General features: G+C 64.1%; 19 protein-coding genes. 7 read left to right on the top strand and 12 right to left on the bottom strand.

Features of this window, described 5'->3' with window-relative positions:
* Positions 1–194 precede the first annotated feature (194 nt).
* On the top strand, positions 195–6,203 hold the full coding sequence (locus PI87_RS01100) for an alpha-2-macroglobulin family protein (RefSeq protein ID WP_039595840.1): 6,009 nt from the start codon (positions 195–197) through the stop codon (positions 6,201–6,203).
* Positions 6,172–8,586, top strand: coding sequence for a penicillin-binding protein 1C (gene pbpC, locus PI87_RS01095; protein ID WP_232313918.1), 2,415 nt, complete (start codon positions 6,172–6,174; stop codon positions 8,584–8,586). Before PI87_RS01100 ends, pbpC begins: the two co-directional genes overlap by 32 nt.
* A gap of 60 nt (positions 8,587–8,646) precedes the next feature.
* On the opposite strand, the gene PI87_RS01090 is transcribed toward pbpC, so the two are convergent.
* From PI87_RS01090 to PI87_RS01055, 8 genes are all read right to left on the bottom strand, one after another.
* Positions 8,647–10,980 (bottom strand): putative bifunctional diguanylate cyclase/phosphodiesterase, encoded by a 2,334-nt coding sequence (locus tag PI87_RS01090; RefSeq protein WP_039595839.1) that lies wholly within the window; start codon positions 10,978–10,980, stop codon positions 8,647–8,649.
* Positions 10,981–11,371: 391 nt separating this feature from the next.
* A complete protein-coding gene (locus PI87_RS01085) occupies positions 11,372–12,631 on the bottom strand; it encodes an MFS transporter (RefSeq protein WP_039595838.1) in 1,260 nt (419 codons plus the stop codon).
* A complete protein-coding gene (locus tag PI87_RS01080) occupies positions 12,628–12,957 on the bottom strand; it encodes a hypothetical protein (protein ID WP_039595837.1) in 330 nt (109 codons plus the stop codon). Before PI87_RS01080 ends, PI87_RS01085 begins: the two co-directional genes overlap by 4 nt.
* Before the next feature lie 23 nt (positions 12,958–12,980).
* Entirely contained in the window at positions 12,981–13,433 is a 453-nt protein-coding gene (locus tag PI87_RS01075) for a MarR family winged helix-turn-helix transcriptional regulator (protein ID WP_039595836.1), read from the bottom strand.
* Positions 13,434–13,549: 116 nt separating this feature from the next.
* A complete protein-coding gene (locus PI87_RS01070) occupies positions 13,550–14,008 on the bottom strand; it encodes a DUF3828 domain-containing protein (RefSeq protein ID WP_039595835.1) in 459 nt (152 codons plus the stop codon).
* Between the two features lie 8 nt (positions 14,009–14,016).
* Positions 14,017–14,391, bottom strand: a complete 375-nt coding sequence (locus tag PI87_RS01065; protein WP_039595834.1) for a CHAP domain-containing protein — start codon at positions 14,389–14,391, stop codon at positions 14,017–14,019.
* Between the two features lie 146 nt (positions 14,392–14,537).
* Positions 14,538–15,206 (bottom strand): Vgb family protein, encoded by a 669-nt coding sequence (locus tag PI87_RS01060; RefSeq protein ID WP_039596414.1) that lies wholly within the window; start codon positions 15,204–15,206, stop codon positions 14,538–14,540.
* Between the two features lie 37 nt (positions 15,207–15,243).
* Complete coding sequence (locus tag PI87_RS01055; RefSeq protein WP_039595833.1) at positions 15,244–16,464, bottom strand: hypothetical protein; 1,221 nt, start codon at positions 16,462–16,464, stop codon at positions 15,244–15,246.
* Between the two features lie 85 nt (positions 16,465–16,549).
* On the opposite strand from PI87_RS01055, the gene PI87_RS01050 reads away from it, so the two are divergent.
* Positions 16,550–17,320, top strand: coding sequence for a DUF899 domain-containing protein (locus PI87_RS01050; RefSeq protein WP_039595832.1), 771 nt, complete (start codon positions 16,550–16,552; stop codon positions 17,318–17,320).
* On the top strand, positions 17,295–18,092 hold the full coding sequence (locus PI87_RS01045) for a DUF2182 domain-containing protein (protein WP_039595831.1): 798 nt from the start codon (positions 17,295–17,297) through the stop codon (positions 18,090–18,092). Before PI87_RS01050 ends, PI87_RS01045 begins: the two co-directional genes overlap by 26 nt.
* On the opposite strand, the gene PI87_RS01040 is transcribed toward PI87_RS01045, so the two are convergent.
* The 4 genes from PI87_RS01040 to PI87_RS01025 form a co-directional block, all read right to left on the bottom strand.
* Entirely contained in the window at positions 18,085–19,596 is a 1,512-nt protein-coding gene (locus PI87_RS01040; protein WP_039595830.1) for a UxaA family hydrolase, read from the bottom strand. The two genes, PI87_RS01045 and PI87_RS01040, sit on opposite strands and share 8 nt — an antisense overlap.
* Positions 19,597–19,610: 14 nt before the next feature.
* Positions 19,611–20,738 (bottom strand): D-mannonate oxidoreductase, encoded by a 1,128-nt coding sequence (locus PI87_RS01035; protein ID WP_039595829.1) that lies wholly within the window; start codon positions 20,736–20,738, stop codon positions 19,611–19,613.
* Positions 20,739–20,742: 4 nt separating this feature from the next.
* Positions 20,743–21,750, bottom strand: coding sequence for a zinc-binding alcohol dehydrogenase family protein (locus PI87_RS01030; RefSeq protein WP_039595828.1), 1,008 nt, complete (start codon positions 21,748–21,750; stop codon positions 20,743–20,745).
* 399 nt (positions 21,751–22,149) lie between these two features.
* Positions 22,150–22,857: a FadR/GntR family transcriptional regulator gene (locus PI87_RS01025; protein WP_039595827.1), complete on the bottom strand. Its 708-nt coding sequence runs from the start codon at positions 22,855–22,857 to the stop codon at positions 22,150–22,152.
* 245 nt (positions 22,858–23,102) lie between these two features.
* Here PI87_RS01025 and PI87_RS01020 point away from each other — a divergent pair, with 245 nt between their 5' ends.
* From PI87_RS01020 to PI87_RS01010, 3 genes are read left to right on the top strand one after another with little or no spacing between them, the layout of a single operon-like run.
* On the top strand, positions 23,103–24,650 hold the full coding sequence (locus PI87_RS01020; RefSeq protein WP_039595826.1) for a sugar ABC transporter ATP-binding protein: 1,548 nt from the start codon (positions 23,103–23,105) through the stop codon (positions 24,648–24,650).
* Positions 24,643–25,674 carry an ABC transporter permease gene (locus PI87_RS01015; RefSeq protein WP_039595825.1) on the top strand — a complete coding sequence of 344 codons (1,032 nt, stop codon included), beginning with the start codon at positions 24,643–24,645 and terminating at the stop codon, positions 25,672–25,674. Before PI87_RS01020 ends, PI87_RS01015 begins: the two co-directional genes overlap by 8 nt.
* Before the next feature lie 47 nt (positions 25,675–25,721).
* Positions 25,722–26,669, top strand: coding sequence for an ABC transporter substrate-binding protein (locus PI87_RS01010; RefSeq protein WP_039595824.1), 948 nt, complete (start codon positions 25,722–25,724; stop codon positions 26,667–26,669).
* Positions 26,670–26,724 lie beyond the last annotated feature (55 nt).

Below are 26,724 nucleotides of genomic sequence, written 5' to 3'. Positions count from 1 at the left end.
GAACGTGGGCGACGCGGATTGGAGAACCGTTGTTTTTCTCGACGCGAGCATCTGCCGTTGTATTTTTTCCAGAGAGCTGTTGGATAATTTTGTGCGCACATGGTCTTCTGAAAATAAGAAGCACCACGGCGACACAAACAGAAGACAGAAGGGCGTGCCGCAAAGTGGCAACGTTCTGCTAAGGAATAATAACAATGGACTTGCTGCGCTTTCTGCTGCGATTGCCCGTTCGGGTCATCGGTTTTCTGTTCTCGTTGATTGCTCGCCTATTGCGGCCGGTATTCGGCAGCGTCGCCTGGTCCGCACCCGCATGGATGCCGGCCACGGCCGCCGCTGCTCGGCGTCGCCCTTGGCACTTCGGTGGGGGCGTCGCCGCATCCATTGCACTGGTGGCGGCCGGCGCGTTCGGCTGGCACTGGTATCAGCATCGCCCGAAGCCCGTGGAGCCCGAGCGCATCACGTTCAAGGTCAGGGCACCTGCCTTGACCAGCTATATGGATGAAGAGGGCAAGCCCAAGGTCACCATCCATCCGCTCGACATTGATTTCTCGCGTTCAGCGGCACCGATCGAACTGGTTGGCAAACCGGCTGGCAACGGTATTTCGATACAGCCCGCGCTGAAGGGCGAGTGGACGTGGCTCAATGACCGCACACTGCGCTTCATGCCGGCCGCCGACTGGCCGATTGGTGCGCATGTTGAGGTCAAGTTCGACGTGCTCCAGGTTTTTGCAAAGCACGTGCTGCTGGCAGACGACCATCTCGAATTCAATGTGCCCGCATTTGACGTGCAGTTTGGCGCCAGCGAGTTCTATCAGGACCCGCAGAATGCCGCGGGCAAGAAGACGATTTTCCCGATCCGGTTCAATTACCCGGTGGATGCAGCACAGTTTGAGAAGCGCATCGCGCTGGAGATGGTCGGCCGCGATGGGAAAACCACCACGCCGCTGCGCTTCAGCATTACCTACGATGCGGCCAAGCTCAATGCCTGGGTGCACTCCCAGCAGCTCGACATTCCACGTGATGATCTGTCGGCGCGTCTGACGCTGGACAGCGGCGTGCGCAGTATCCGAGGCGGCGACGGTACCAAGGCGCCGCTACAGACGGCTGTCCGTGTGCCGGGACTGTACAGCCTGGCCGTCAACCAGCTTGCTCCGACGCTGGTCGACAACGACCGCTACGAGCCAGAGCAGGTACTGCTGGCGGAAATGAGCGGCGCCGTGCGCGGCAGCGATCTGGCGGGCCTGGTCAAGGCCTGGGTGCTGCCCAAGCGCAAGCCTGGCGTCAGCCAGGGCGATGACGAGCCACCGTATCCCTGGAATACCACGGAAGTGGGCGAAGACGTGTTGCGCCAGTCGCAGCCGCTCAAGCTTGAGTTGACGCCGACGGAAGGCGAGTACGCCCCGCTGCAGAGTTTCAAATACCAGGCGCAGCCAGGTCAGCGCGTCTACGTGCGGGTGGATGCCGGCTTGAAGTCGTTCGGTGGTTATGAGCTTGGCAAGCCGGTGCAGCAGGCCCTGACCGTGCCGGACTATCCGAAGCTGCTGCGCTTCATGGCGGACGGCTCGCTGCTCTCCATGAGTGGCAGCAAGCGCATCTCGGTAGTGTCGCGCAACCTGCCGGGGATGAAGCTGGAGATCGGGCGGGTGCGGCCTGATCAGCTTCAGCATCTGGTGAGTTTCAACCAGGGCACGTACGCGCGCCCCCAACTGAGCTACAGCTTTGGCGAGGATCACATCGTCGAGCGCTTCGAGCAGAAGCTCGCCTTCCCGGAAACGGACCCCGGCAAAGCGCACTACGAGGGCGTCGACCTTGGCCAGTACCTGAAGAACGGCAAGCGCGGCGTCTTCCTGTTGCACCTGTCAGGCTATGACCCAGCGGCGGACAAGAAGAAGGCGGATGCAGATCAGGCCAATGGTGATGCCCAGTCGAGCGGCGACACCGACGGCAGCGGTGACACCGAAGCCGGCAACGGCGATAGCGACGGCAACGACGGCCAAGTGCCAACGGACACCCGCCTGATCGTCGTGACGGATCTCGGCATGCTGGTCAAGCGCGCGCTGGACGGCAGCCAGGACGTGTTCGTGCAGTCGATCCGTACCGGGCGCCCGGTGGCGGGTGCGTCTGTGTCGGTGGTGGCGGTCAATGGCCAGACGCTCTATACGCAGACGACCAGTGCCGACGGCGTCGTTCACTTCCCGACTTTCAAGGGCCTGGAGCGCGAGAAGCGGCCGAAGCTGTACATCGTCAAGAAGGGCGAAGACCTGTCGTTCCTGCCGATTGCGAGTTCCGACCGGCAACTTGATTTCTCGCGCTTTGACGTGGGTGGCGAGCGCAACGCGACCAACCAGGGGCAACTGTCGGCGTACCTGTTCTCTGACCGGGGGATCTACCGGCCGGGCGACCAGTTCCATATCGGCCTGATCGTGCGCGCCGCCAGTTGGGCGCGCAGCCCCGCCGGCATTCCGCTGCAGGCGGAGATTGTCGACCCGCGCGGCATGACGGTGAAGCGCCAGCCCGTGACCGTCGATGCCTCGGGCTTTACGGAACTCGACTACACCCCGGCCGAGACGGCGCCCACCGGTACCTGGGCGGTCAACCTCTACATCGTCAAGAACGGCCAGGCCATCGATGCACCGATCGGCAGCACCACGGTGCAGATCAAGGAGTTCCTGCCGGATCGCATGAAGGTCGAGGCCAAGCTGTCGCAGCAGGTGGCCGAGGGCTGGGTCAAGCCGGATCAGCTCAAGGGCATCGTCGATGCGCAGAACCTGTTCGGCACGCCAGCCGCAAACCGCCGCGTAACGGCGTCGCTCACGCTGCGGCCGGCATGGCCGGCGTTCCGCAGTTGGCCGGGTTACCAGTTCTTTGATGCGCGTCGCGCAAAGGAGGGCTATACGACCCAGCTGCAGGACGGCAAGACCGATGAGAAGGGCCATGCGGAATTCGACCTCGACCTGAAGAAGTACGCCGATGCCACGTATCAGCTGTACTTCCAGACCAAGGCATTCGAAGCCGAGGGCGGGCGCAGCGTGGCCGCGAACGCGCAGGGGCTGGTGTCGAACAACCCGTGGCTGGTTGGCTACAAGGCCGTCGACGACCTGGGCTATGTGAAGCGCGGCAGCCCGCGCACGGTCAAGCTCGTCGCCATTGATCCGGGCGCGAAGGCGATCGACCTGAAGGACTTGCGCGCGCAACTGGTTGAGCTGCGCTATGTGTCGGTGCTGACCAAGCAGGATTCCGGCGCCTACAAGTACGACTCGAGGCTCAAGGAGGTGCCGGTCGATGAAAAGCCGCTGGCGATTCCCGCTGCCGGGCTCGACTACGCCCTGCGCACGGACAAGCCGGGCAACTACGCGCTGGTGATCCGCAGCGCAGACCGCACCGAGGTCAACCGCATCCAGTACCTAGTGACCGGGGAGGCCAACGTATCGCGCTCGCTCGACCGCAACACCGAGCTGCAGATCAGCCTGAGCAAGCACGACTACAAAGCGGGCGAGTCAGTGGAGGTGGCCATTCGCGCGCCGTACGCCGGCAGTGGCCTGATCACGATCGAGCGCGACAAGGTCTATGCGCAGGCGTGGTTCCATGCCGACACGACCAGCTCCGTGCAGCGCATCACCGTGCCGGCTGGTTTTGAGGGCAACGGCTATATCAACGTGCAGTACATCCGCGATCCGTCATCCGACGAGATCTTCATGAGCCCGTTGAGCTACGGCGTGGTGCCGTTCTCGGTCAACATGGATGCGCGGCGCAATGGGCTGAAGGTTGAGGCTCCGGCGCTGGTCAAGCCGGGTGAGACGGTCAACTTCAACGTGCACTCCGCGCGGCCGGGCAAGGTGGTGGTGTTCGCGGTGGACGAGGGCATCCTGCAGGTCGCGCACTACAAGCTGGGCGACCCGCTCAAGTACTTCTTCCGTAAGCGCATGCTGGAGGTCGGCACATCGCAGATTCTCGATCTGATCCTGCCCGACTTCGAGAAGCTGATGTCGATGGCCGCGCCGGGCGGCGATGCCGACGACGCGATCGGCCGGCAGCTCAACCCGTTCAAGCGCAAGCGCGACAAGCCGGTGGTCTACTGGTCGGGCATCGTCGATGTGGATGGTGACAAGCGCCTGAGTTACACCGTGCCGGATTACTTCAACGGCAAGCTGCGCGTGATGGCGGTGTCGGTGTCGCCTGATCTGGTCGGCACCTATGAAGGGGCGACCACCGTGCGCGGCGATTTCGTCTTGTCGCCAAACGTGCCGACCACACTGGCCCCCGGTGATGAGGCCGAGGTGAGCGTGGGCGTGGCCAACAACGTGACCGGCGCCGGGGACAAGCCCATGCCGATTGCCGTGACGCTGAAGGTCGGGCCCCAGTTGCAGGTGGTCGGTCCGGCCACGCAGAACGTGACGCTGGCACCCATGCACGAAGGCGTGGCGCTGTTCCGAGTGAAAGCGACTGACACGCTGGGCTCGGGCAACCTAAGCTTTAGTGCGCGCGCGGGCAGTAAGTCTGCGCAGCAGAGCGTGGATGTGTCGATCCGGCCAGCCGCAGCGTTCCGCACGCAGTTGGACGTCGCGCGCATCGACGCGGACAAGAAGGCCAACCTGCCCAACTTGCGGAAGATGTATGACGCCTATGCGGCGCGTGAGGCAAGCATGTCCACCGGACCGCTGGTGCTGTCGCAAGGGCTGGCGTCCTATCTTGTCAACTACCAGCACTACTGCAGCGAACAGGTGGTGAGCGCCGCCGTGCCGCGCCTGTTTGCATCGAAGTGGATGTCGACGCCATCGCTGCGTAACGCCCTGGCGCCGCAACCTGCCGACGACAAGGGGGCGAATGCCGCGTCGATCGCGCAGTTCCTGGACGTTTTGCGTGCACGACAAAACGGGCAGGGTGGCTTTGGCGTGTGGACGGCAACGCCGGATGCTGACCCGTTCGTGTCGGCCTACACGATGCACGTGCTGATCGGTGCGCGCGAGCATGGCACGACTGTGCCGAAGGAGATGCTCGACGCCGGCACCGCGTACCTGCAGCAGCTTGCGGCCAACGACCGTCTCGGTACGCTCGATCAACTGCGGCAGCGCGCCTACGCCGTCTACCTGCTGACGCGCCTGGGCAACGTCACGACCAACAGCCTGGCTGCGGTGCAGAAGCGCCTGCAGGATGCCTTCCCGAACGAGTGGAAGAGCGACCTGGCCGCGGGCTGGCTGGCCGCGTCGTATCAACTGCTCAAGCAGGACAAGGAGGCCAACAAGCTGATCGCCGGGCCGCAGGAGGTGCTGGAGCGCAAACCGTCGCGCGACGAGCCCTATGCCTATGGTTACTACATCGATCCGCTGACGCGCGACGCCAGTGTGCTGTACCTGCTGGCCAAGCACTTCCCGGAGCGCGCGCAGGCGTTGCCGCCGCGTGTGCTGGACAACCTTGCCGGGCCGGTGCAGCACAACCGCTACAACACGCTGTCGTCCGCCATGACCATCCTGGCGCTGGACGCCTATGCCTCGCAAAACGCCAGCGGGCTGGACAAGCTGGCGATTGAGGAGGTGCGCCCGGATGGCAGCGCGAAGGACATCTCCGCGGTTCAGGGCAGCGTGATGCGCTCAGGTTCGTGGAGCGCAGCAGCGTCGCAACTGCGCTTTGTCAATGGCAGCAGCCTGCCTGCGTGGCAGATCACGAGCCAGTCGGGTTACGACCGTACCGCATCTACGCAGGCGATCAAGAACGGCCTCGAGATCATCCGCGAGTACACCGATGCGAACGGCAAGCCGCTGGACAAGGTCACGCTCGGCCAGGAGATCGACGTGCACCTGAAGATCCGCGCGACCGACAGCAAGAGCCTCGGCAACGTGGCGATTGTCGATCTGCTGCCGGGTGGTTTCGATCCGGTCACCACTCCGCCGCCAGCAACCGATGCGGCAGATGGTGACGGGCAGGGTGACCAGAATGCAGCGGCCAATGCTGCGCCGGCGCCGTGGCGTTCACCGGTAGGGTTGCCGGGCTCCAGCTGGCAGCCGCAGTATGCGGACGTGCGCGAGGACCGCGTGGTCATCTACGGCACAGCCACCGCCGATGTGGGCGAGTTCGTCTACCGGATCAAGGCGACCAACGCCGGCCGCTTCATCGTGCCGCCGGCCTATGGCGAGTCGATGTATGACCGGCGCGTGCAGGCGCAGGCCGCGGGTGGTGCTGCGCTCAACGTGGTGCGGGCACCGTAACGTGGTGCGGGCGTTGGGCGGCTGGCTGGTTCGCTGGCAGAACTGGCTGGTCGGCGCCTTGCTGATTGGGGCGGTGCTGGGCGCTTGCCGGCTGTGGCCGCATCCGCCGCTGCGCGACTGGAAGCCTTCGTCGATCGCGGTGCTGGATGATCAGGGCCGACTGCTACGGCTCGCCCTCGCCAAGGACGACCGCTACCGGCTGTGGGTGCCGCTCGATCAGATGTCGCCGCAGTTGGTCGAGGCGGTGCTGTTGCACGAAGACCGCTGGTTTCACTGGCACGCGGGCTTCAACCCGTATGGGCTCGCGCGCGGCGCCTGGGTGACCTACGTGCGCGGCGGCAATCCGCAGGGGGGCTCCACCATCACCATGCAGCTTGCGCGCTCGCTGTGGCAGCTCAACACGCGCACGCCGCTGGGCAAGCTCAAGCAGGTGGCGCGGGCTGTGCAGCTGGAGCTGTTCTATTCCAAGCGGCAGATTCTTGAGGCCTACCTGAACGATGCGCCATACGGCCGCAACGTCGAAGGCGCAGGAACAGCCAGCCTTGCCTATTTCGACAAACCTGTCGCCAACCTGACTTTGCCCGAAGCGCTGGCACTGGCCGTGATTCCGCAAGACCCAGTGCGCCGGCTGCGTGGGTTGCCGACGCAGGATCAGATCAACCGGCAGCTCACCACCGCGCGCAACCGGCTGTATGCGCGCTGGCTCCAACTGCATCCGCAAGACGCCGCCTTGCAACCGCTGTTTGCTTTGCCGTTTGCGTTACGGCCGCTGATGGCCCTGCCGTTCGAGGCGCCGCACGCTGCCGACCAGATCCTGGCGGCACGCCGCGCACTGGGCGACTGGAACGGCGCCGACAACCGCGATGCTCGCGTCGTGACAACCATCGATCTTGATCTGCAGCATGTGCTGGAGCGCCAGATCAACCGCTATGTCGCGCGCAACGGCGGGCGGGGTATCCGCAATGCGGCGGCGCTGCTGGTGGATACGCGGGACATGGGCGTGAAAGCGCTGGTGGGGTCGGCCAACTTTTTCGACCGAACGATCCAGGGGCAGGTCAACGGTACGCTGGCGCGCCGCTCGCCTGGGTCGACACTCAAGCCGTTCATCTATGGATTGGGTTTCGACCAGGGCGTGCTGCACCCGCAGACCGTGCTGCGCGATGTGCCGACCTCGTTCGGGCCGTACTCGCCGGAGAACTTCGATGGCCACTTTCTCGGCCCGATCACGGCAACCGACGCGCTGAACCGCAGTCGCAACATTCCAGCCCTGTGGGTGGCATCGAAACTCCACGAGCCCGATCTCTACCGGTTGCTGCAGCAGGCCGGTGTGAGCCGGCTGGCGAGCCCGCAGCACTACGGCCTTGCGCTGGTGCTGGGCGGTGGCGAGGTCACCATGCAGGATCTGGCCGGCCTGTATGCCACGCTGGCCAACGGCGGTTTGTTCAAACCGCTTCGCCTGCGCGCAGATGCCCCCACCGTGCCAGGCAAGCGCCTGTTGAGCGCTGAAGCCAGCTTCATGGTGACGGACATGCTGCGCCAGCACCTGCGTCCGGATGAAACCAGTGGCGCCCAGCCTTCACGCCTGCCGGTGTACTGGAAGACCGGTACGTCATGGGCATTTCGCGACGCGTGGACAGCGGGTGGTTTCGGCCCCTATGTGCTGGTGGTGTGGGTGGGCAATTTCGACAACACCGGCAACGCCTCCTTCGTTGGCGTGGATGCGGCGGCGCCGTTGTTCTTCCAGATCGTTGATGCACTCCAGGCCGAGCAGCCGCAACTGACGGAGCCGTTGCGACGCATTCCACCGAACGTCAAACGCGTGCAGATCTGCCTGGCCAGCGGTGACTTGCCTAACCAGTGGTGTCCGCAAACCGGCTCGACGTGGTTTATTCCGGGCGTTTCGCCGATTCGCGTCAGCAGCGTGCATCGCCCTGTCATGATTGACGACGCCACTGGGCTTGCGGCCTGTCCGCCCTATACCGATAAGCGCACGCACCAGGAAATCTACGAGTTCTGGCCGACAGACCTGCAGCAGGTGTTTACGCAGGCGGGCATCCCGCGCCGCAAGCCGCCGCAGAACCCGGCGTGCCGCGGTGCCGGAACGGTGGAGGGCGATCCGCCGCAGATCACCTCACCGGTGCGCGGCAGCGTGTATGCCGTGCGGATCAAGCAGTCGGCCGAAACGCGCATTGCATTCAACGCGACCGCCGATGCCAGCGCGCATGCACTGTACTGGTTCGTCAACGACGCCTATGCCGGAAAGACGGCGGCCGGTGAAGTCCTGTTCTGGCAGCCGCCGACTGCGGGTGACTACAACGTGCGCGTGGTTGATGACCACGGCCGGAACGATCAGCGGCGGTTGCAGGTGCAGCTCGTTGAGTAGCCGTTGATGCGGTGCGTGATCCGCATCAGCAAGGGCAAGAAAGCTCGCAGCGCAACCCAGTCAACCGACACACGCTCGAAGTGCCGAGGGTTCCGGTGCCTCTACGTAACACGCCTCCACGGAGGCCTTGTCTTCATCGGACGGTGCGGGCCGAGCGTAGAAGTACCCCTGCGCTTCGGTGCAGCCTGCCTGACAGATCATCCTGACGTGCGCCTGCGTCTCCACGCCTTCGGCCACGGTGGTTACACCGAGCTGGCGGCCCAGATCGGCGATGGCCTTGACCAGCACCGCGCTGTCAGAACGCTCGGGCAGGTCGCAGACGAACGAGCGGTCGATCTTGATCTTGTCGAATGGGAAAGCGCGCAGATGCGCCAGCGATGAGTAGCCGGTGCCGAAGTCATCGAGCGCGACACGTACGCCCATGTTGTAGAGCTGGCGCAGGTCTTCAAAGCTCTCCGCCTCGTTCTGGATGAGGGCGGTTTCCGTGACTTCAATCTCCAGGCGGTCGGCCGCGAGGCCCGAGTCGAGCAGGGCGGCGCGCACCGTCTGCGCCAGCGTCGCCTTGCCCAGTTGCATGGGCGAGATATTGACAGCGACACGGGCACCGTCCTTCCAGCGCGTCGCTTCACGACAGGCCTGGTGGAGTACGAAGCGGCCGAGCTGGTCGATGAGGCCGCTCTGCTCGGCAATCGGCACGAACTCCGCCGGCGGGACCCAGCCGCGCTCCGCGTGGTGCCAGCGCACCAACGCCTCGCGCGCGGTCACGTCACCGGTCTCGAGATTGATGATCGGTTGATAGAAGACGAACAGCCGGTCCTGGCTCTCCAGCGCGGCGCGCAACTGGGCTTCCAACCGAGCGCGTTCCTGGATGCAGGTTTCCATGGCAGTGCTGAACAGGCGTGCTGTGCCCTTGCCGGCCGCCTTGGCGGCATAGAGCGCGATGTCGGCGCGCGAGAGCAGGTTCTCGGCATCCTGACCATGCGCAGGCGCCAGCGCAATGCCGACCGATGCCCCGATCCGCACGCTCTGGTCGACGCCGAGCGGGTACGGTGCGCTGAGGGCTGTGATGATGGCGCAGGCCAGCGCGTTGGCGTGATCCGCATCGTCGTGCGACACGAGCACGGCAAACTCATCACCACCTAAGCGCGCGATGGTTGAACTGGCGTGGTTGCAGACCGCGCACAAGCGCGCTGCGACCTGCTCCAGCAGCGCATCCCCCGCGCGGTGGCCCTTGGTGTCGTTGACGAGCTTGAAGCCGTCCAGGTCGATATACAGCAGCCCGAGGCGGGTCTCCGGTATTGCCAGGCGGGCATCCAGCTCTTCCCGGAAGTTGGTGCGATTGGCCAGCCCGGTGAGCATGTCGTAATGGGCAAGCTGGCGGATGCGGTTTTCGGCCTCCACCTCCTTGGTCACCAGCCCCCAGGTGAGCATGGGGCCGATGTAGCTGCCGTCGTTGGCGTGCACGGCCGAAATCTTCAGGTCCAGGACTTCCGGCCCAAGCTGCACGCGCGTGTTGTAGGGCAGGTTGGTTGGGTCGGCAAGCAACCGGCGCTGTACCTCCGGATGGGCGTGGAAGATATCAATCGAGGTGCCGAACGAGGCGTCTGGTCTAACCGGCAGCAGATGCGCGATCCGATCGACCAGGCGCTTGGAGGTGTTGTTGGCGTAGTTGATGGTGAACGTGTCCGGCTTGACCGTCATCACCGCGATCGGCATGTCGTCGATCATGTGCAGCAGGCGGCCTTGTTCCGCCTCTCGGCGGCGGGCCTCGGTCTGTGCGTTCACCATGAGCGTGAAGTCCCGATAGTTGATCATCAGGATGACCAGCAGACCAAACGACACGAGGGCCATGTTGATGGCAATGGCCACAAACGTGGGTTGCCCCGTCGCCGCGAAGAACGCGATGAATGCGCCATTGACGATCACCGTGACCGTGACGGCGGCCGGGCGCAGATGCATCAGACAGAAGATGCAGGCGATCACGGTGATGGCCATGTAGAAGGCCAGGTAAGAGCGCGTATAGGGATCGCCATAGTGAAACAGCGCCAGCGACCAGGTCGTGAACGACACGGCGATGACACTCGCCAGCCGGTTGGTGCGTTGGAGGGCGCTGAGCGCAAGCTCAGGCGTTGGGTCGATGCGTCTGGATCGCCACCAGTGCGTCACACGCACGGCGCAGGCCGCGGTGAGCAGCAGCGGAATCCCGATCGACAGCCAGACAGGGGTAACGGCGCGGAAGGTCAACGCGACGGCCCAGGTGCTGGTGATGAGGATGAAATACATCATCGGCAACTGGCGCGAGAACGCGCGGTACTGCGCTTTGAGCAGCTCGGGGTTGTCCGAGGACACCCCCATGAAGTGAATGGCGGTGCTCGCAAACGTTCTGATGTTCATGGAACGCTCCAGGGTTCGAAACGGTCGGGGTGCGAGCAGGACTCCGACACGATGGGCAACGACAGAGCACTAGGTCGGGGCAGGGCCCAGGGCATATGCGGCAGTTGCAGCGTGAATTGGCGTGACGACCATGAACGGCGCTATCCCAGAACCGGTCGGCGACAGGGGGGGGGCAGCGGCATGGCACTTCTTTTGGGTGTGACAGGGCGGCCATGTGTTTGACATGGCCTATGCAAAAGAAGCGGACGATTCGTCCCATTCTGCATAGCACGTTCGTATGAGGGGCCACGGCCAGAAAGGACTAGGCCTTGCATGAAGGGCGGCGCTCCCACGACGCCCCGCCTGCTGGCGCGATGCACCGCCAGATAGCGATATGCACGGGTTCGTGATCTCAGGACGTGCCTTGCCCCAACGTCGGCTGTGCTTGCTGAGGCAGATGAATCTGCTGTCGCATCACATAGATGGCAACGGCGGCCGAAAGCAAGCCTGAAAGCGCACCCACCCCGAGCGACCAGCGCGGCCCGAGATGGTCTGCCACCCAACCCACGATCGGCGCGCCAATGGGGGTGCCGCCCAGCGCGATTGCCACGCGCAACGCCATGACGCGACCGCGCATGGCCGGCTCGGTGGAGAGCTGCATCAGGCTGTTGCTCGTATTGGTAAACGTGAGTGCAGCGATGCCTGTGAGGACCAGCGCCGCCGCAAATAGCCAGTAGCTCGGTGCGATGGCTGCCAAGGTGCAGCCCAGGCCAAACATTGCCGCACCGATCAGCAGCGATTTGAACTCAGGGCGCTCACGACCGGCGGCGAACAGCGCACCGGACATCGTGCCCACTGCCATCATTGACGACAGCACGCCATAGCCGCGCGCATCCGAATGAAAGACGCTCGCCGCCATCGTCGAGATGAAGATCGGGAAGTTCAGCCCGAACGTGCCGATCAGGAACAGCATGACCAGCATGGCCTTGAGGTCGGGGCGGGCCCACACGTAGCGGATGGCCTCGGCGAAACCGCCTTCTGAACGCCGTGCCCGCGCATTGGGCCGCAGCTCGGACTTGCGCAGGAAGAACAGCGAAGTCAGCACGGCAATGAATGAGAGCCCATTGGCCAGGAACGCCCAGCCTGTGCCGATGGTGGCAATGGCGATGCCGGCCGCCGCGGGCCCCACCATGCGCCCCGCATTGAATGATGTCGAGTTGAGCGCCACCGCATTGGGCAAGTCGCCATCGCCCACCAGTTCCGCCACGAACGTCTGGCGCACCGGCGCATCAAACGCCGATGCGCAGCCAGACAGAAACGCGAGCAGATAGACGTGCCAAAGCTGAACCGCGCCGGTCACGGTCAACAGCCCCAGTATCAACGCCAGCACGCCCGACGTCGCCTGGGTGGCCATCAGCAGCTTGCGCTGGTTGTAGCGGTCTGCGGCAACGCCCGTCCAGGGCAGCAGCAGAAGCTGCGGCCCGAACTGCAGCGCCATCACCGTGCCCACTGCAGATGCGTTGTGGTGGGTGAGCTGGGTCAGAACCAGCCAGTCCTGAGCGGTACGCTGCATCCACGTCCCCACGTTGGAGACCAGCGAGCCCGCCGCCCAGAGGCGGTAATTGAAAACACGCAGTGAACGGAAGACGCCCGTTGACGATGTACTACTCATTGGCGTTGTGGCAGGTTGCCGCCGTTGAAGCGGCCAAAGCGTCGCGCCAACGGCACGCTGAGGGCCAGGATGCCCAGGCCGAGTGCAGTGGCATCCGCCGTGTCTCGCAGGTTGAAATCCCCCACGCGGAGAACGAGCACATAGCCGACCACCAGGTTGAACAGGCTCCAGAGCACGTTCACGGTCGAGGACGAGAGCCCCTCACCACGCGGCGTTGCAAACGGACTTTGAAACGGCCTGCCGGCGATGCCGAACACGAAATGCGGCACGGCGTTGGCAAGGAATGCGCCGCCGAAGAACCACGATACGAGATGCAGTGATGCCATGTCAGGGGCTCCTTGGTCAGAAGTCAGAATTCGGCAAGCCGTTGCAGCAGCCTGATGGCGCGCGCCAGTTCCGCTTGTTCCTCAGCTGATAGTTGGGCTTGCAGTGCACGGAAGAGCCAGTCGTCCTTGGCGGCGCGGCTTTCCTTGAGCACCCTGCGGAAGCCGGGCGTCAGCTCGATGAGCGTCTGCCGCCCGTCAGTCGGGTCCGGCTTGCCCGCAACCGCCCCCATCCCCTCCAGTCCCGCAACGGTGACGCGCATGGACTGCGGTTTCACGCTCTCGGCACGGGCAAGCGCAGAAACCGTAGCAGGGCCGTCACGGTCCAAGCGCAGGAGAACCGACTTTTGTGCGTGGGTGAGATCGTTCGGATGCACTTGCTCGCGCAACCGTCGGGACAGCTTGCCCAGGGCAATGCGTAGATCACCCGCGAGTGACGCCGGCGGGGAGGGATCATTCGAGGACGGTGATTTGGCCATGCGCGAAGCATAGCATTAATGCAGTTTAACTGTGCAGTTTGACTGTAATGTTTGGCGTGGCGCACAAAGACGAAAAGCCCGCAGTGACGCGGGCTTTTTCATGGGGGCGGCGGGCGTTACTGGAAGTCCAGCGTGTCTTCCACCTTGGTGATCTTCCACCCATCGTCCAGCTTGCGCAGGAAGACAAGCACGCTCACCTTGTCTTTCGAGCCGAACGTGACCGGTACGACGGCAACACCCTCCAGCAGGATCGGGGCGCGGGCCACGGTGTGTTCGGTCCAATCCTTCTCGTCGTAGTCCTGGACTTTCATGAAGTAGTCGGTATCACCCGGCAGTTCGTTGCGGCGGTAGGCGTCGCGCAGGCGGTCCACCGTGTCTTTCGCAACGTAGGTGTAGATGCCGCTGTCTGTGAGCGGGTAGACCGACTTGGTTTGCAGCTTGATGTACCACGCGTAGAACGCCTTCGTATCGGCTTCCGGCGTGGCGGCCTTGCCTTGTGCCATGACGGCCTGCATGCCGAGCATGCCGATTGCCAGAACCAGCCATGCCAGCACCCTGGAAAGTCGTGTCTTCATGGCGGCCCTCAGTCGTCGTGGCGATAGATTTTGTAGGCGGGCTGCGCGGTCCGATAGGCCGGTCCGGGGTAGAAACCCTGCTCACCTGCGTTCTGCGTGAAATCGGATACCCATACCGTGCCGTTATAGATCGCCATGTGCCCGGACGGATGACCCGGTGCCGGCTGGATGACGACGATGTCGCCCTTGCGCGGGGCGGTCAGTACGGTGTGAAAGCCGGCGTCTTCGAGGACGGGGCCGTAGTCCTTGGCGTAGTGGGTTCGTCCAAGCGTTGCGCCGCCCCATTCGAGGGCCTTGCGTACATACTTTGCGCAGTTTCCGGTGCTGTTCGGTTGCACGTGGCTGTCGGCGTAGTTGGCGGCGCGGTTTCCATCGTAGGGCATCGTGTCTCTCCTGAAAGACGAGTGCGGGCGCGGTCATCGTACAAGGAGTGCTTCGGCGGAATGTTATGGGGCTTTCAAATAGGCGAGCGCGCAACAAAGAAAAATGCCCGCGCGATGGCGGGCTTCATGCTAGGGCTCCGGTTTGGCTATTCGGCGGCGCTATCGGCCGGCGTTTTCGCGCCTTTTCCGGGGCGGCGTACGGCTCGAATCTTCCCAGTGGTGCCGCCGCCGCAGAAGAATTGATCCGTCCCATTTGATTCAAGCCCCGACACGCCTACGCCTGTCGGCATGTCGATCTGCTCGAGCACTTCGCCCGTGCGCGGATCGATGTGTCGGATATCGCTTTCATCGCCTTCCCAGGTGGCATGCCAGAGTTCGCCGTCGACCCAGGTGACGCCGGTCACGAAGCGGTTCGACTCGATGGTGCGCAGCACTGCGCCGGTTTCGGGGTCGATCTGGCGGATCTTCTTGTCCCGATAGTGGCCGACCCAGAGCGTGCCTTCTGCCCAGGCGAGCCCGGAATCACCGCCGGCGCCTGGGGCAGGAATGGTGGCAAGCACTTTGCCCGTTTGCGGGTCGATCTTGTGGATGCGGTCTTCGGCGATCTGGAACAGGTGCCGCCCGTCGAAGGCGGTGCCGGCATGGGCGGGCACGTCAATCGCGCGTAGCGCTTCACCGCTGGCCGGATCGACTTCCTGCACATGGCCGCCGGCGGCAAACCAGACATGCTGGCCGTCGTATGTCACGCCACCTACGTTGTCAGCCCCCGGGAACGGGCCATATTCGCGCACGATTTCGGCGGCGGATCGTTTCATGTTCTTGTCCTGTGGATTCGGTTGTGGAGTCTTCATCCTAGCCACTCGGCAGCGGCGCGGGGAGTAACAAGGTGGTCGCGAATCCGGGCACCGGTGGCGTCATCCAGCGGCGCGCGCGCCCATGACCGAAGAACTGCACCTTGCCGGCCGTCGCCAGCGCATCGAGCGAGCGCTGCACGGTGCGCTGGCTGCTGCCCAGCGCAAGCGCCAATGCCGAGCTGGACCACGATTCCCCATCCGCCAGACACGCGAGCACGGCCGCATGCGGCTCCTCAACAGGCTGTGCCAGCACGACAAGCTCGCGAGCGCGCCGTGGCCGCAGTGCGAATCCGTGCTTGGTTGCGCTCACCGTTGCCAGATCGCCGAGTGCCGTGCGCAGCCGCCCGATCTCGACACGCAGGCGCACGCGATGCGATTCATCGGCGTGTTTGGCGCGGAATGCGCGGGCGATGAGCGTGTCTCTTGGCACGTCTGCCGGCCACGCTTCGGCCAGCGCGCGGGCAAGGGTGAACAGCACCGGTCGCGTGGCGAGCGAAACCACGGTATCCGTTTCGCGCACGGCAAGGCGGCACGCATCCACAACGAGCACCTTCGATGCGAACAATGCTTCCACCGCTTCGAGCCGGAGGATGCGTTCGTCGCCGCGCGAAATCAGGCGGGCGGCGGGCGCATTCAGGGCGAGGGCGGCGCTTTCCACTTCCGCCGTCAATGCGGCAATGCCGGCCTGGCGCGCGGCGCGCTCAGCATGCGCAAGTGCCGCACGTGCGGGCGCCGTTTGCAGACGACGCAGCGCAATGCCTGCAATGACCAGTTCATGCGCGGCCCGCAATACAGGCGGCAGGGCGGCAGGGTTCTGCCCCTCCAGCATGTGCTCGGCATCGTCCAGCCGGCCGATGAGGAGAAGGCGTCGAATGTGGAGGTAGCGCGCGTGCGCGGCGTTGACGTGATCGCCGTGCGCTTCGAGCGTGACACGCGCTGCGTCCAGCGTTTTCTCGGGCCAGCCAAGGTCTCGGGAAGCCAGCGCGATTTCGGCTTCAGCGACGATGCAGCGCGCGCGGGCCAGCGCTTCTCTTGAGCCGAAGGCGCGTGCTGCGCGACGCAGCAGCAGCTTGGCGCGGGCCAGGTCACCAAGCTGTGCCATGGCGATGCCGCGCAGCGCGAGCGCGGCGGCATCGTCGCGCAGCGCGACGCGGTTCAGTGCTCCAAATGGATCACCGGCAGCGAGTGCGCGCGCTGCGGCTGTGATCAGTGAATCCATTCGAATCCCGCCACACTTGTCACTCCCGCCGTTTGAGGTCGGCGCCTAATCTAGCACACGACCACTCACCCAAATGGAGGCAAGCATGAGTGCAACACACCCCACAGCAACCCGCGCAACCTGGCTCGCAGAGCGCATTGAATTGCTCAAGGCAGAGAAGGAACTCACCCGTCGCAGCGACGAGCTGGCACGCCGCCGGCAAGCACTGCCGTGGGTCCGCATCGACAAGCACTATCGCTTTGAAACCGAGAGTGGCAGCGCCTCGCTGGCCGATCTGTTTGGCGGGCGCTCGCAGTTGCTCGTCTATCACTTCATGTTTGGGCCGGACTACAAGGCGGGCTGCCCGTCGTGCTCGATGATTGCCGACGGCTTTGATGGATTCGTCACGCATCTGGCAAACCACGACGTCACGCTGCTGGCCGTGTCACGCGGGCCGCTGGCCAAGCTGATGGAGTATCGCGAACGGATGGGCTGGTCCTTCCCGTGGGTGTCGTCGGTGGGCACCGATTTCAACTACGACTTCAACGTCTCCATCACGGAAGACCAGCAGCGCGCCGGCAGCGCCGACTACAACTACGTGCGCGGCAGTCACGTCATGGACGCCTCGGACTTGCCCGAGCCCGTGCAGCAGTTCGCGAACATGTGCGGCACCGATGCGCCGACCTATGTGCGCGACCGGCCCGGCATGAGCGCGTTCGTGCTGGAAGATGGCGTCGTGTACCACACGTACTCCACCTATGCGCGTGGGCTCGATGGCTTGTGGGGCGCGTATCAATGGCTCGATCGCGCACCGCTGGGTCGCAACGAAACCGGTGTCTGGTGGCGTCGCCATGACGAGTACGCTCAGCAGCGTTGAGCTGCCACGCGAGCGTGCAGTGTCCGAGCGCGGTTTCCTGGCCGCCTCGGCGCTGCTGTTCGTCACCAGCGCAGCCGCGACGGTGGCGTGGTGCCGCTCCATGTCGGCCATGAACACGATGCCGATGGGCTGGATGCCGATGTGCGGCCAAACGTGGTTGACCTTTGGCGCATCGTTCATCGGCATGTGGGCGGTGATGATGGTCGCGATGATGCTGCCGTCATTGCTGCCGATGTTGCGGCAGTATCGGGTGGTGCTGCGTGCAGCGGGCACATCGAACCTTGATGCGCTGACGGCGTTGGCAGGTACCGGGTACTTCGCGATCTGGTCGGCGATCGGCGTCGCGGTCTTTGCGCTGGGCGCTGCGCTGGCGGCAGTTGAAATGACATGGCCGACACTGTTGCGCGCTGCGCCTGCGGCGACCGGCGTCATCGTTGTTGCCGCCGGTGTGCTGCAAATCAGCGTGTGGAAGGCGCGTCAGCTTGCGCAATGCCGTGAGGCGCTAGGGCCGGGCAACACATCTCGCACAAAGGCGGGCGCAGCGTGGCAATACGGTCTGCACATGGGCATGCGTTGCGCGCGTTCCTGTGCGGGCCTGACAGCAATGCTGCTGATGATGGGCGTCATGGATCTGCGCACCATGGCGGCCGTGTCCGTGGCAATTGCGCTGGAACGCCTTGCCCCAAACGGAGAGATTGTCGCGCGCAGCGTCGGCGCGATGGCCATCGCGGCCGGTTTGCTCCTGACGCTGCGTAGCGCGTGCGTTACATGACGGCGCCGAGTTGCCACGGTACGAACTCGTTGTCGCCCAGACCGTTGAGCTCGCTCTTGGTGTGTGTGCCTGAGGCGGTGGCCAGCATCAAATTGAACAGGGCTTCGCCGGCCTGCGCAATGCTGAGGTGGCCATCGACGATGCCGCCGCAGTCGTAGTCCATGTCGAGTTCCATGTGCCGGAACAGCGTACTGTTGGTGGCGAGCTTTAAGGACGGCACCGGCTTGCAGCCGTAGGTGGAGCCACGGCCCGTTGTGAAGCAGATCAGGTTGGCGCCTCCCGCGACCTGGCCGGTGGCTGAGACGGGGTCGTAGCCTGGTGTGTCCATGAAGACGAGACCATGCGTCTGCACGGGCTCGGCGTACTCATACACCGCCATCAAGCCGCTGCTGCCACCCTTGGCGACCGCACCGAGAGATTTTTCCAGGATGGTCGTGACCCCGCCGGCCTTGTTGCCGGGCGAAGGGTTGTTGTTCATGTCAGCGCCCAGCGTGCGGGTGTAGTCCTCCCACCAGGTCAGGCGGGCCATCAGTGCATCGGCGACGGCGGGTGTGGCGGCGCGCGCGGTCAGCAGGTGTTCCGCGCCGTAGATTTCGGGCGTTTCAGACAGCACCGCCGTGCCCCCATGCCTCACCAGCAAATCGACCGCCGCACCAAGCGCGGGGTTGGCGCTGATGCCGGAATAACCATCCGACCCGCCGCATTGCAGGCCCACCGTCAGTTGGCTCGCGGGCACGGTGCTGCGCTGGGCCTGATTGGCGATCAGCAGCATGTCGCGCAGCATGGCCTGGCCAGCCGCGATGGCGTCGCGCGTACCACCTTCCTCCTGGATCGTCAGCGACGCGAACAGCCCGGGCGCGCGTGCCCCGAGCATCTGCACCAGCGGTGCGACCTGGTTGACCTCGCAGCCCAGGCCGACCACCAGCACGCCGGCAAAGTTCGGATGATCGGCATAGCCGCGCAGCGTGCGCTGCAGCAGCGTCAGCCCTTCACCATTGCCCGCCATGCCGCAGCCGCTGCCGTGCGTGATGGCGACCACACCATCGACATTCGGGAACGCAGCCACCTCTGCCTGCGCCGCCTGAGCGATGTGTCGGCAGACGGTCGCCGAGCAGTTCACGCTGGCGATTACGCCGATGAAGTTGCGCGTGCCGACGCGGCCGTCTGCACGCACGTAGCCCTCGAACGTGGCGGGCGCATCCACCGGCACGGTCGCGCGGTAAGCGTGGCCGGCGTTGTGCTCGGCAGCAGAACCGGTCATGCCGACGTTGTGTACGTGCACGTGCTCGCCTGCGCGGATTGGCGCCGTTGCCACGCCGATGACCTGCCCGTACTTGTGCACCGGTTGCCCCGCCGCGATGTCGCGCAACGCAACTTTGTGGCCGGCGGGAATGGGGGCGAGCGTGACGAGTGCGGCGTCGAGCGCAGTGCCCGGCTCCAGCGCAATGCGTGCGACAGCCACGTCATCGTCGGGGGCGAGGAGGATCAAAGAATGGTGGGGCATGGTGCTTTGCGGGTTCAGTTCGGATTGGCCAACGCGTCATTCAGGCGAGGCTGGGCTACGTCCAGGCCCAACTGCAGTGTCAGCGCAATGATGGGCACCAGGCGGCGCTGCTTTTTTTGCACGTGGTTCTGCGCGATGTCTGCCACGCGGTGCGCGAGATACGGGTTCAGCAGCCGTTCGCGTAGTGAGATCAGATACGCCTCGGCGGCCTCGCGCTTGCCCAGGGCTTCGAACACCGGGACGATCTCGTCGCGCCAGAGGGCTTCCAGCTCCGGCCGCAAGTGCGGATGGGCCATGGCTTGTGCCACGGTCAGGTCTGCGGGGTGCGCATCTGCGCGCCAGCGCTCGGCCAGGAAAGTGTGGCCGGCATTGAGTAGGAAGAGCTTGAGCCGTTCGTGGTGGTCAAGCTCATCCGTCAACACGATGGCCGGGTGGGTGCAAGGCAGCACCAGCCGCGACTGACGCTCGATTGCCCACAACGCGTAGGGCTCGGCCACTGCCCCCACCGGGTGCAAGGCTTCGGAGACGATGCGATCGACCAGCGAGTTGGCCCACACGCAATGCATGCGCAGCCAATCGATGAACGTTGCCGGCAGCGCCCATTGCTCTGCCAACGTGCACACCACCGCGCAGAGCGTGTCGCCATTGCGCTCGATCAGTTCACATGGAAATAGCGATAGTGGCGCTTCGGGTTGCCGCAGCCAGCGGCCATGCAGCAGCGCGACGAGCTTGGCGGGAAAGCTGTGCGGCACGCGCGATGGATCGAGCAGCAGGCCGGCATCGTCGCGGGGGTCGAGCTGGTAGCCCTGGTCAGCGGTGTTGGAGACCACCACCCGCACGTGCGATGCCATCGCCTCGCGCAGTTGTACCCAGTCGGCATCGGCCTGGAGCGCGCGGTGCACGGCGCGGCAGGTGATCACGTCGTCGATGGGCGCGCCGTCTTTCAACCCGCGAATGCGCACCGGGTATCCCGCGCCACTCGCCAGTGCTGCCACCCGCGCCGTGCTAGCCGGGTTAGCGGTGGTCTGCACGACAGTGATGCCGCCCAGTGCCTGCCCGGCATCGAACGCTTCCGACACGAACAGATCGACATGTGCCTGCAGGAAGCGGCTCGTGCCGAACTGGAGGATGGGCTCCGTCATGCGCTCAGCACTCCACGATGGCTTTGACCACGCCTGCGGCCGGGTCGAGCAAGGTCTTGAAGCGCTCCGGCACCTCTGCCAATGCCATGCGGTGCGTGTTCAGCGCGGCCGGAATGTGGCCCGCGCGCATGGCGTCGAGCACGGTCTCGAAGTCTTCCGTGGTGGCATTGCGGCTGGCGAGCAGCGTGGTCTCGCGCTTGTGGAACTCCGGATCGGAGAACGAAATGTTGGCCGCCACGACCGAGATCAGTACATAGGTGCCGGCATGCGCCACGAAACGCAGGCCGCGCTCCATCGCCTTGGGATTGCCGGTGGCATCGAACACGACGTCGTAGAACTCGTTGGCCGTGAGCGCGGCGAGTTGTGTTTCGTCCGTGTCACCCAGCGCGACGCTGGCATCGACACCGAGTTGCTGCGTGGCAAACGCGAGCCGGTCGGCGCGTGAGTCCAGCGCCGTGACGGTGGCCCCGCGCAGCTTGGCAAAGATCATGGCCGCCATGCCGATCGGGCCTGCGCCCACCACCAGCACGCGCTGCCCGGCACGCACCTGCGCGCGCCGCACCGCATGTGCGCCAATGGCGAGAAATTCCACCATGGCCGCCTGGTCCAGGCTCACGCCTTCTGCCCTGTGAACGAAGGCCTGCGGCACGCTGAGGTATTCGGTGAAGGCGCCATCACGGTGTACGCCCAGCACCTGGATGTTCACGCAGCAGTTCGTCCGGCCCTGCCGACATGCCACGCAGTGGCCGCACGACAGGTAAGGCATCACGTAGACCACGTCACCCTTGGCGAGCGCACTGCCAGCCGGTGCCTGTTCGACGATGCCGGACAGCTCATGCCCCATCACGCGCGGGTAGCTCAGATATGGCTGGTTGCCGGTAAAGATGTGCAGATCGGTACCGCATATGCCCACGCGCTTCACGCGCAACAGCACCTCGCCTTCAACGACTGCAGGTACAGGGCGATCCTCGGCGAGCAGAGTCCCAGGGGTTTCGCAAACGACGGTCAGCATGACGCGCCCTCCGGCTGTGAAGTGCTGCGGTGGGCGCCGATGTGGCGCAACCCACGACCGGAAGCTTCCGGCGCGTGCGGCAGGTGCGAACGAGGGATCACCTGATGGTCTCCTTGGGCGATAAGACGGGCCACACGGCATGCGGACGCGCGTGCCGAGCCCCGGTTAATTTGGTCAGGCCAATTTAACATCCTGGGGCAAGTTTACTTATCGGGGAAACCCTGATGCCGTAGAACCGTTGATTTTATGCGGTCTTTTCGGCGCGGCCTGATATTTGGTCAGACCGGTTTGGTGCGGTTGAAGCGGTGGCAGGGAGGGGGCTGGTCGGGAGAGGGGCCGTGCGGCGATGTGCAAGTGCGGCCGGTGGCGCGGCCGCACTCGACTGGGCTACAGGCCGGGCTACGAAGCGTTGTCCTGCTGAATGGCGCCCGCGATCCAGCGTTCTTCCGATGCCTTCAGGTGCGCCCGCATCGCAGTCTGTGCGGCGATGGGGTCGCCGGACTGCAATGCCTTGAGGATCTCCTCGTGTTCATGCACGGCGGCGTGCCAGCTTGCCGCACCTTCGGCATGGTCGCGGATGGCCACGGCGATCGGGTCATGCCGGCTGTCGAACAGCTCGGCGACGAATCGGCTCAGGACCGAGTTGCCCGCGGTCTCGGCAATGAGCATGTGGAACTGGCGGTCGGCATCGGTGGGGGATTTTCCGGTCGAAGCGAGCTTCTTCATGCGCTCGACGGTGCGCTGCAGCTTGTCGAGCATTGCAGCGGTCAGCCGCACCGTGGCCAGCGCAATCACGTCGCCTTCCAGAACGGCGCGGGCCTGCATCAGTTCTGAAGGGCTTTCACCCAGCGACGGGATTGCGGTGGTCTCGCTCGCGGCGCTGGCGTCTTGCACGTACACGCCCGAGCCCATGCGGATCTCGACTTGGCCGCCAATCTCCAGGGCAATCAGGGCCTCGCGCAGCGAAGGGCGGGAAACGCCCAAGGTCTGCGCCAGTTCTCGCTCTGGCGGCAGGCGCGTGCCTGGTTGGAGGTTTTCCTGCCGGATCAGCGCCAGGATCTGCGCGGCGACAGATTGGTAAAGCCGCTTGGGTTCTGTCTGCTTCATTGGGCTTCGAATTTGGGTGAGGTGATGCCCCGGTATGTACGCGCCGAGTCTAGCATGTGTGCCGTAATCCGTTGCCACGCCTAGGGTATCCCGGTATTTCAGGGTTTGCACTAGTGGTAAGGCAGGTTCGTTATAAGCAGTATTGGCTTGACCAAAACATCTTGGCCGATCATGATGCGCCTGAACTGGACTTACCAGTCCGTCAGGCGGAAGATCGCCAGACTCAGAACAATACGGAGACAAGGATGACGAGTGCTGATGCCGTGCTCGCGCACGGAAGCGGCTCCAAACCGTCGATACCGCAAGAGATGCTTCGATTGCAAGGTATCGGCAAGCGCTTTCCCGGCGTCGTCGCACTGGACGGTGTGGACCTGAACTTGCGCGCCGGAGAAGTCCACGCGATCTGCGGTGAAAACGGCGCCGGCAAATCCACGCTGATGAAAATCATCAGCGGCCAGTACACGGCGGACGATGGAACGGTGTGGTACCGGGGGGAGGCCGTACGGTTCTCGTCCACCACCGAAGCGCAGGCGGCCGGCATTGCGATCATTCACCAGGAGCTCAATCTCGTCCCGCATCTGTCGGTGGCGGAGAACATCTTTCTGGCGCGCGAGCCCAAGCGCGGTCCGTTCATCGATTACCGCAAGCTCAATGCCAACGCGCGCAGCTACCTGCAGCGCATCGGCCTGAACATCGAGCCGACCACGTTGGTCAGCGCGCTGTCGATTGCGCAGCAGCAGATGGTGGAAATCGCCAAGGCGCTGTCGCTCGATGCCTGTGTGCTGATCATGGACGAGCCCACGTCTTCGCTCACGGAGTCGGAAACCGTCCACCTGTTTCGCATCATCAAGGAACTGCGCGCCGACGGCGTGGCGATTCTGTATATCTCGCACCGGCTCGACGAGATGGCTGAGATTGTCGACCGCGTGACCGTGCTGCGTGACGGGCGCTACATCGCAACGAGCGATTTCGCATCCATCACGGTCAATGAAATCGTGGCGCGGATGGTGGGGCGCTCGCTGGATGACGTGTTTCCCGCTCGCCAGTCGGTTCCGACGGACGAGGTCTTGCTGCGCGTCAACGAACTGAGCCGGGCAGGGGTATTCGGCCCGGTGTCGTTCGAGTTGCGCAAGGGCGAAATCCTTGGCTTCGCAGGCTTGATGGGCGCCGGTCGCACGGAAGTGGCGCGTGCCATCTTCGGTGCGGATCGGATCGATGCCGGCTCGATCATGCTGGGTGATTCACCGGTCACGATCCGCTCGCCGCGCGAGGCGATCCGGCAAGGCATTGCCTACTTGTCTGAAGACCGGAAGAAGGACGGGCTGGCGTTGTCGATGCCGGTGGCCGTCAACATCACCCTGGCCAACGTGCGGGCGATTTCATCACGCGGCTTCCTGCGCTTCTCGGAAGAAACCGCGGTGGCCAAGCGCTACGTGCGCGAACTGAATATCCGCACCCCGTCGGTCGGGCAGACCGTACGCAACCTCTCCGGTGGCAATCAGCAGAAGATCGTGATCGGCAAATGGCTGTACCGGGGTTCACGCATCCTGTTTTTCGACGAGCCGACGCGGGGCATCGACGTGGGCGCGAAATATGCGATCTACGGGCTGATGGATGAACTCGCGGCCGATGGAGTCGGCGTTGTTCTGATCAGCTCGGAACTGCCTGAACTGCTCGGCATGACCGACCGCATTGCCGTATTCCACGAAGGCCGCATTACCGCGGTTCTCGAAACAAAAAAGACCAATCAAGAAGAGATTCTGCATTACGCATCGGGGCGAACACATGCTTGAAATGACATCAGATCCCTCACAAGTCGTGAAAACACAGCGCAAGCAACACCATCGGGACTTGATTCAGAAATTCGCGGCGCTGGGCAGCCTGGTTGCGCTCGTCATTGCGTTCTCGGCAACGAGTGCGGCGTTCTTTTCCGTCGGCAACTTCATGACGGTCGCGCTTCAGGTGACGTCGATTGCGTACCTGGGTGTGGCAGCCACGTGCGTGATCATCACGGGCGGCATTGATCTGTCTGTGGGCTCGGTGCTGGCGCTGTCCGGCGTGGTGGCCGCATTGCTTGTGAAGATGGGCGTGCCCGTTCCGTTTGCGATGCTGGCCGGCATTGTTGTGGGTGCCATGTGCGGTTGGGTCAACGGTATCTGCATCACCCGGATGGGCTTGCCGCCCTTTATTGCCACGCTGGGCATGATGCTGGTCGCGCGCGGCCTTGCCTTGCAGATCACCGGAGCGCGGCCGGTGTCGGGCCTTGGGGATGCCTTTGGCGAACTCGGTAACGGCGCGCTCTTCCGCATCTCGCACATTGGGGCAGATGGCTTTCCCGATACGGTCTTCCCGGGCATCCCTTACCCGGTGGTGATCATGCTTGTGCTGTTCGTCGCCATCTCTATCCTGCTGGCACGCACCTCCCTGGGCCGCCATATCTATGCAGTCGGCTCGAACGCAGAGGCGGCACGGCTGTCCGGCGTGAACGTGCAGGGCGTCAAGTTGTTCACCTACGTGCTGTCGGGCCTGCTCGCCGGCGTGACGGGCTGTGTGCTCATGTCGCGCCTCGTCACGGCGCAACCGAACGAAGGCGTGATGTACGAACTGGATGCCATTGCCAGCGCGGTCATCGGCGGCACCTCGTTGATGGGCGGGGTCGGAACGGTCTCGGGCACCGCCATCGGCGCGTTCGTGATCGGCGTGTTGCGCAACGGGCTCAACATGAACGGCGTATCGAGTTTCATCCAGCAGATCATCATCGGCGTGGTCATCCTCGGCACGGTGTGGATCGATCAGCTCAGAAACCGCAAGTTGTAAGTCGTAAATCGGAAGCGAAGTGCAAACCAAAACCAAGGAGTGAGACCATGAAGAAGTTTTCCGTGCTGGCGGTGGTTGCTGCAACGTGTGCGATGTTTTCTGCCTATGCACAGGCCGCTGGCGGTGAGATTGCCGTGATCGTGAAATCGGCCAACTCGAATTACTGGCAGAACGTGCAGAAGGGTGCCACCGCAGCCATGGCCAGCGCGAAGGGCTACACGATGACCTTTCAGGGGCCCGCCGCCGAATCGAACATTGCGGATGAAGTGAACATGGTCGAGAACGCGGTGACTCGGAAAGTCGCCGGCATTGTTCTCGCGCCGTCTGATCCGGATGCGCTGGTGCCGGCCATGAAGAAGGCCTGGGAAGCGCACATCCCTGTCGTGCTGATCGACTCCATGGTGTCGGACTCGGGCAAGCAGTACTACCAGTCGTTCCTGTCCACGGATAACGCGAAGGCCGGTGAGCTGTGCGCAAAGGCGATGATCGAGGCCGTCGGCCAGACGGGCAAGATCGCAATCATGTCGTACGTGCCGGGTGCCGGGTCTGAAATCGGCCGCGTCGGTGGCTTCCGCAAATACATCGAGCAGCACTCGAAGCTGCAGGTCGTTGGGCCGTTCTACTCGCAGTCGCAAATGGCAACGGCGTTGAACCAGACCACGGATGTGCTTGCCGCCAACCCTGACCTCAAGGGCATCTTCGGCGCGAACGAGCCGACGGCGGTCGGCATGGGCCGCGCCCTGCAGCAATCCGGCAAGACCGGCAAGGTTGCCGCCATCGGCTTTGATGGCAACCAGGATCTGCAGGGCTTTGTGCGTGACGGCACGATCCGCGCGGTTGCAGTGCAAAGCTCCTATCAGATGGGCTTCAAGGGCATCGAGACGGTCGTCAGCACGATCGAGCGCAAGCCGGTTCAGAAACAGGTGGATACCGGCGTGATGCTGGTGAACAAGCAGAACCTGGATTCGCCCGAAGCCAAGAACGTCCTGTACTGACGACGCACAGCACGGAGAGGCGTGGCGGAGTGTCGTTCGCCGCCATGCCGGTTGG

It is taken from the genome of Ralstonia sp. A12, from assembly GCF_000801955.1.
Classification (GTDB): Bacteria; Pseudomonadota; Gammaproteobacteria; order Burkholderiales; family Burkholderiaceae; genus Ralstonia.
Note: the sequence above shows the minus strand (reverse complement) of the source record. Positions and strands in the feature narration are given on the sequence as shown.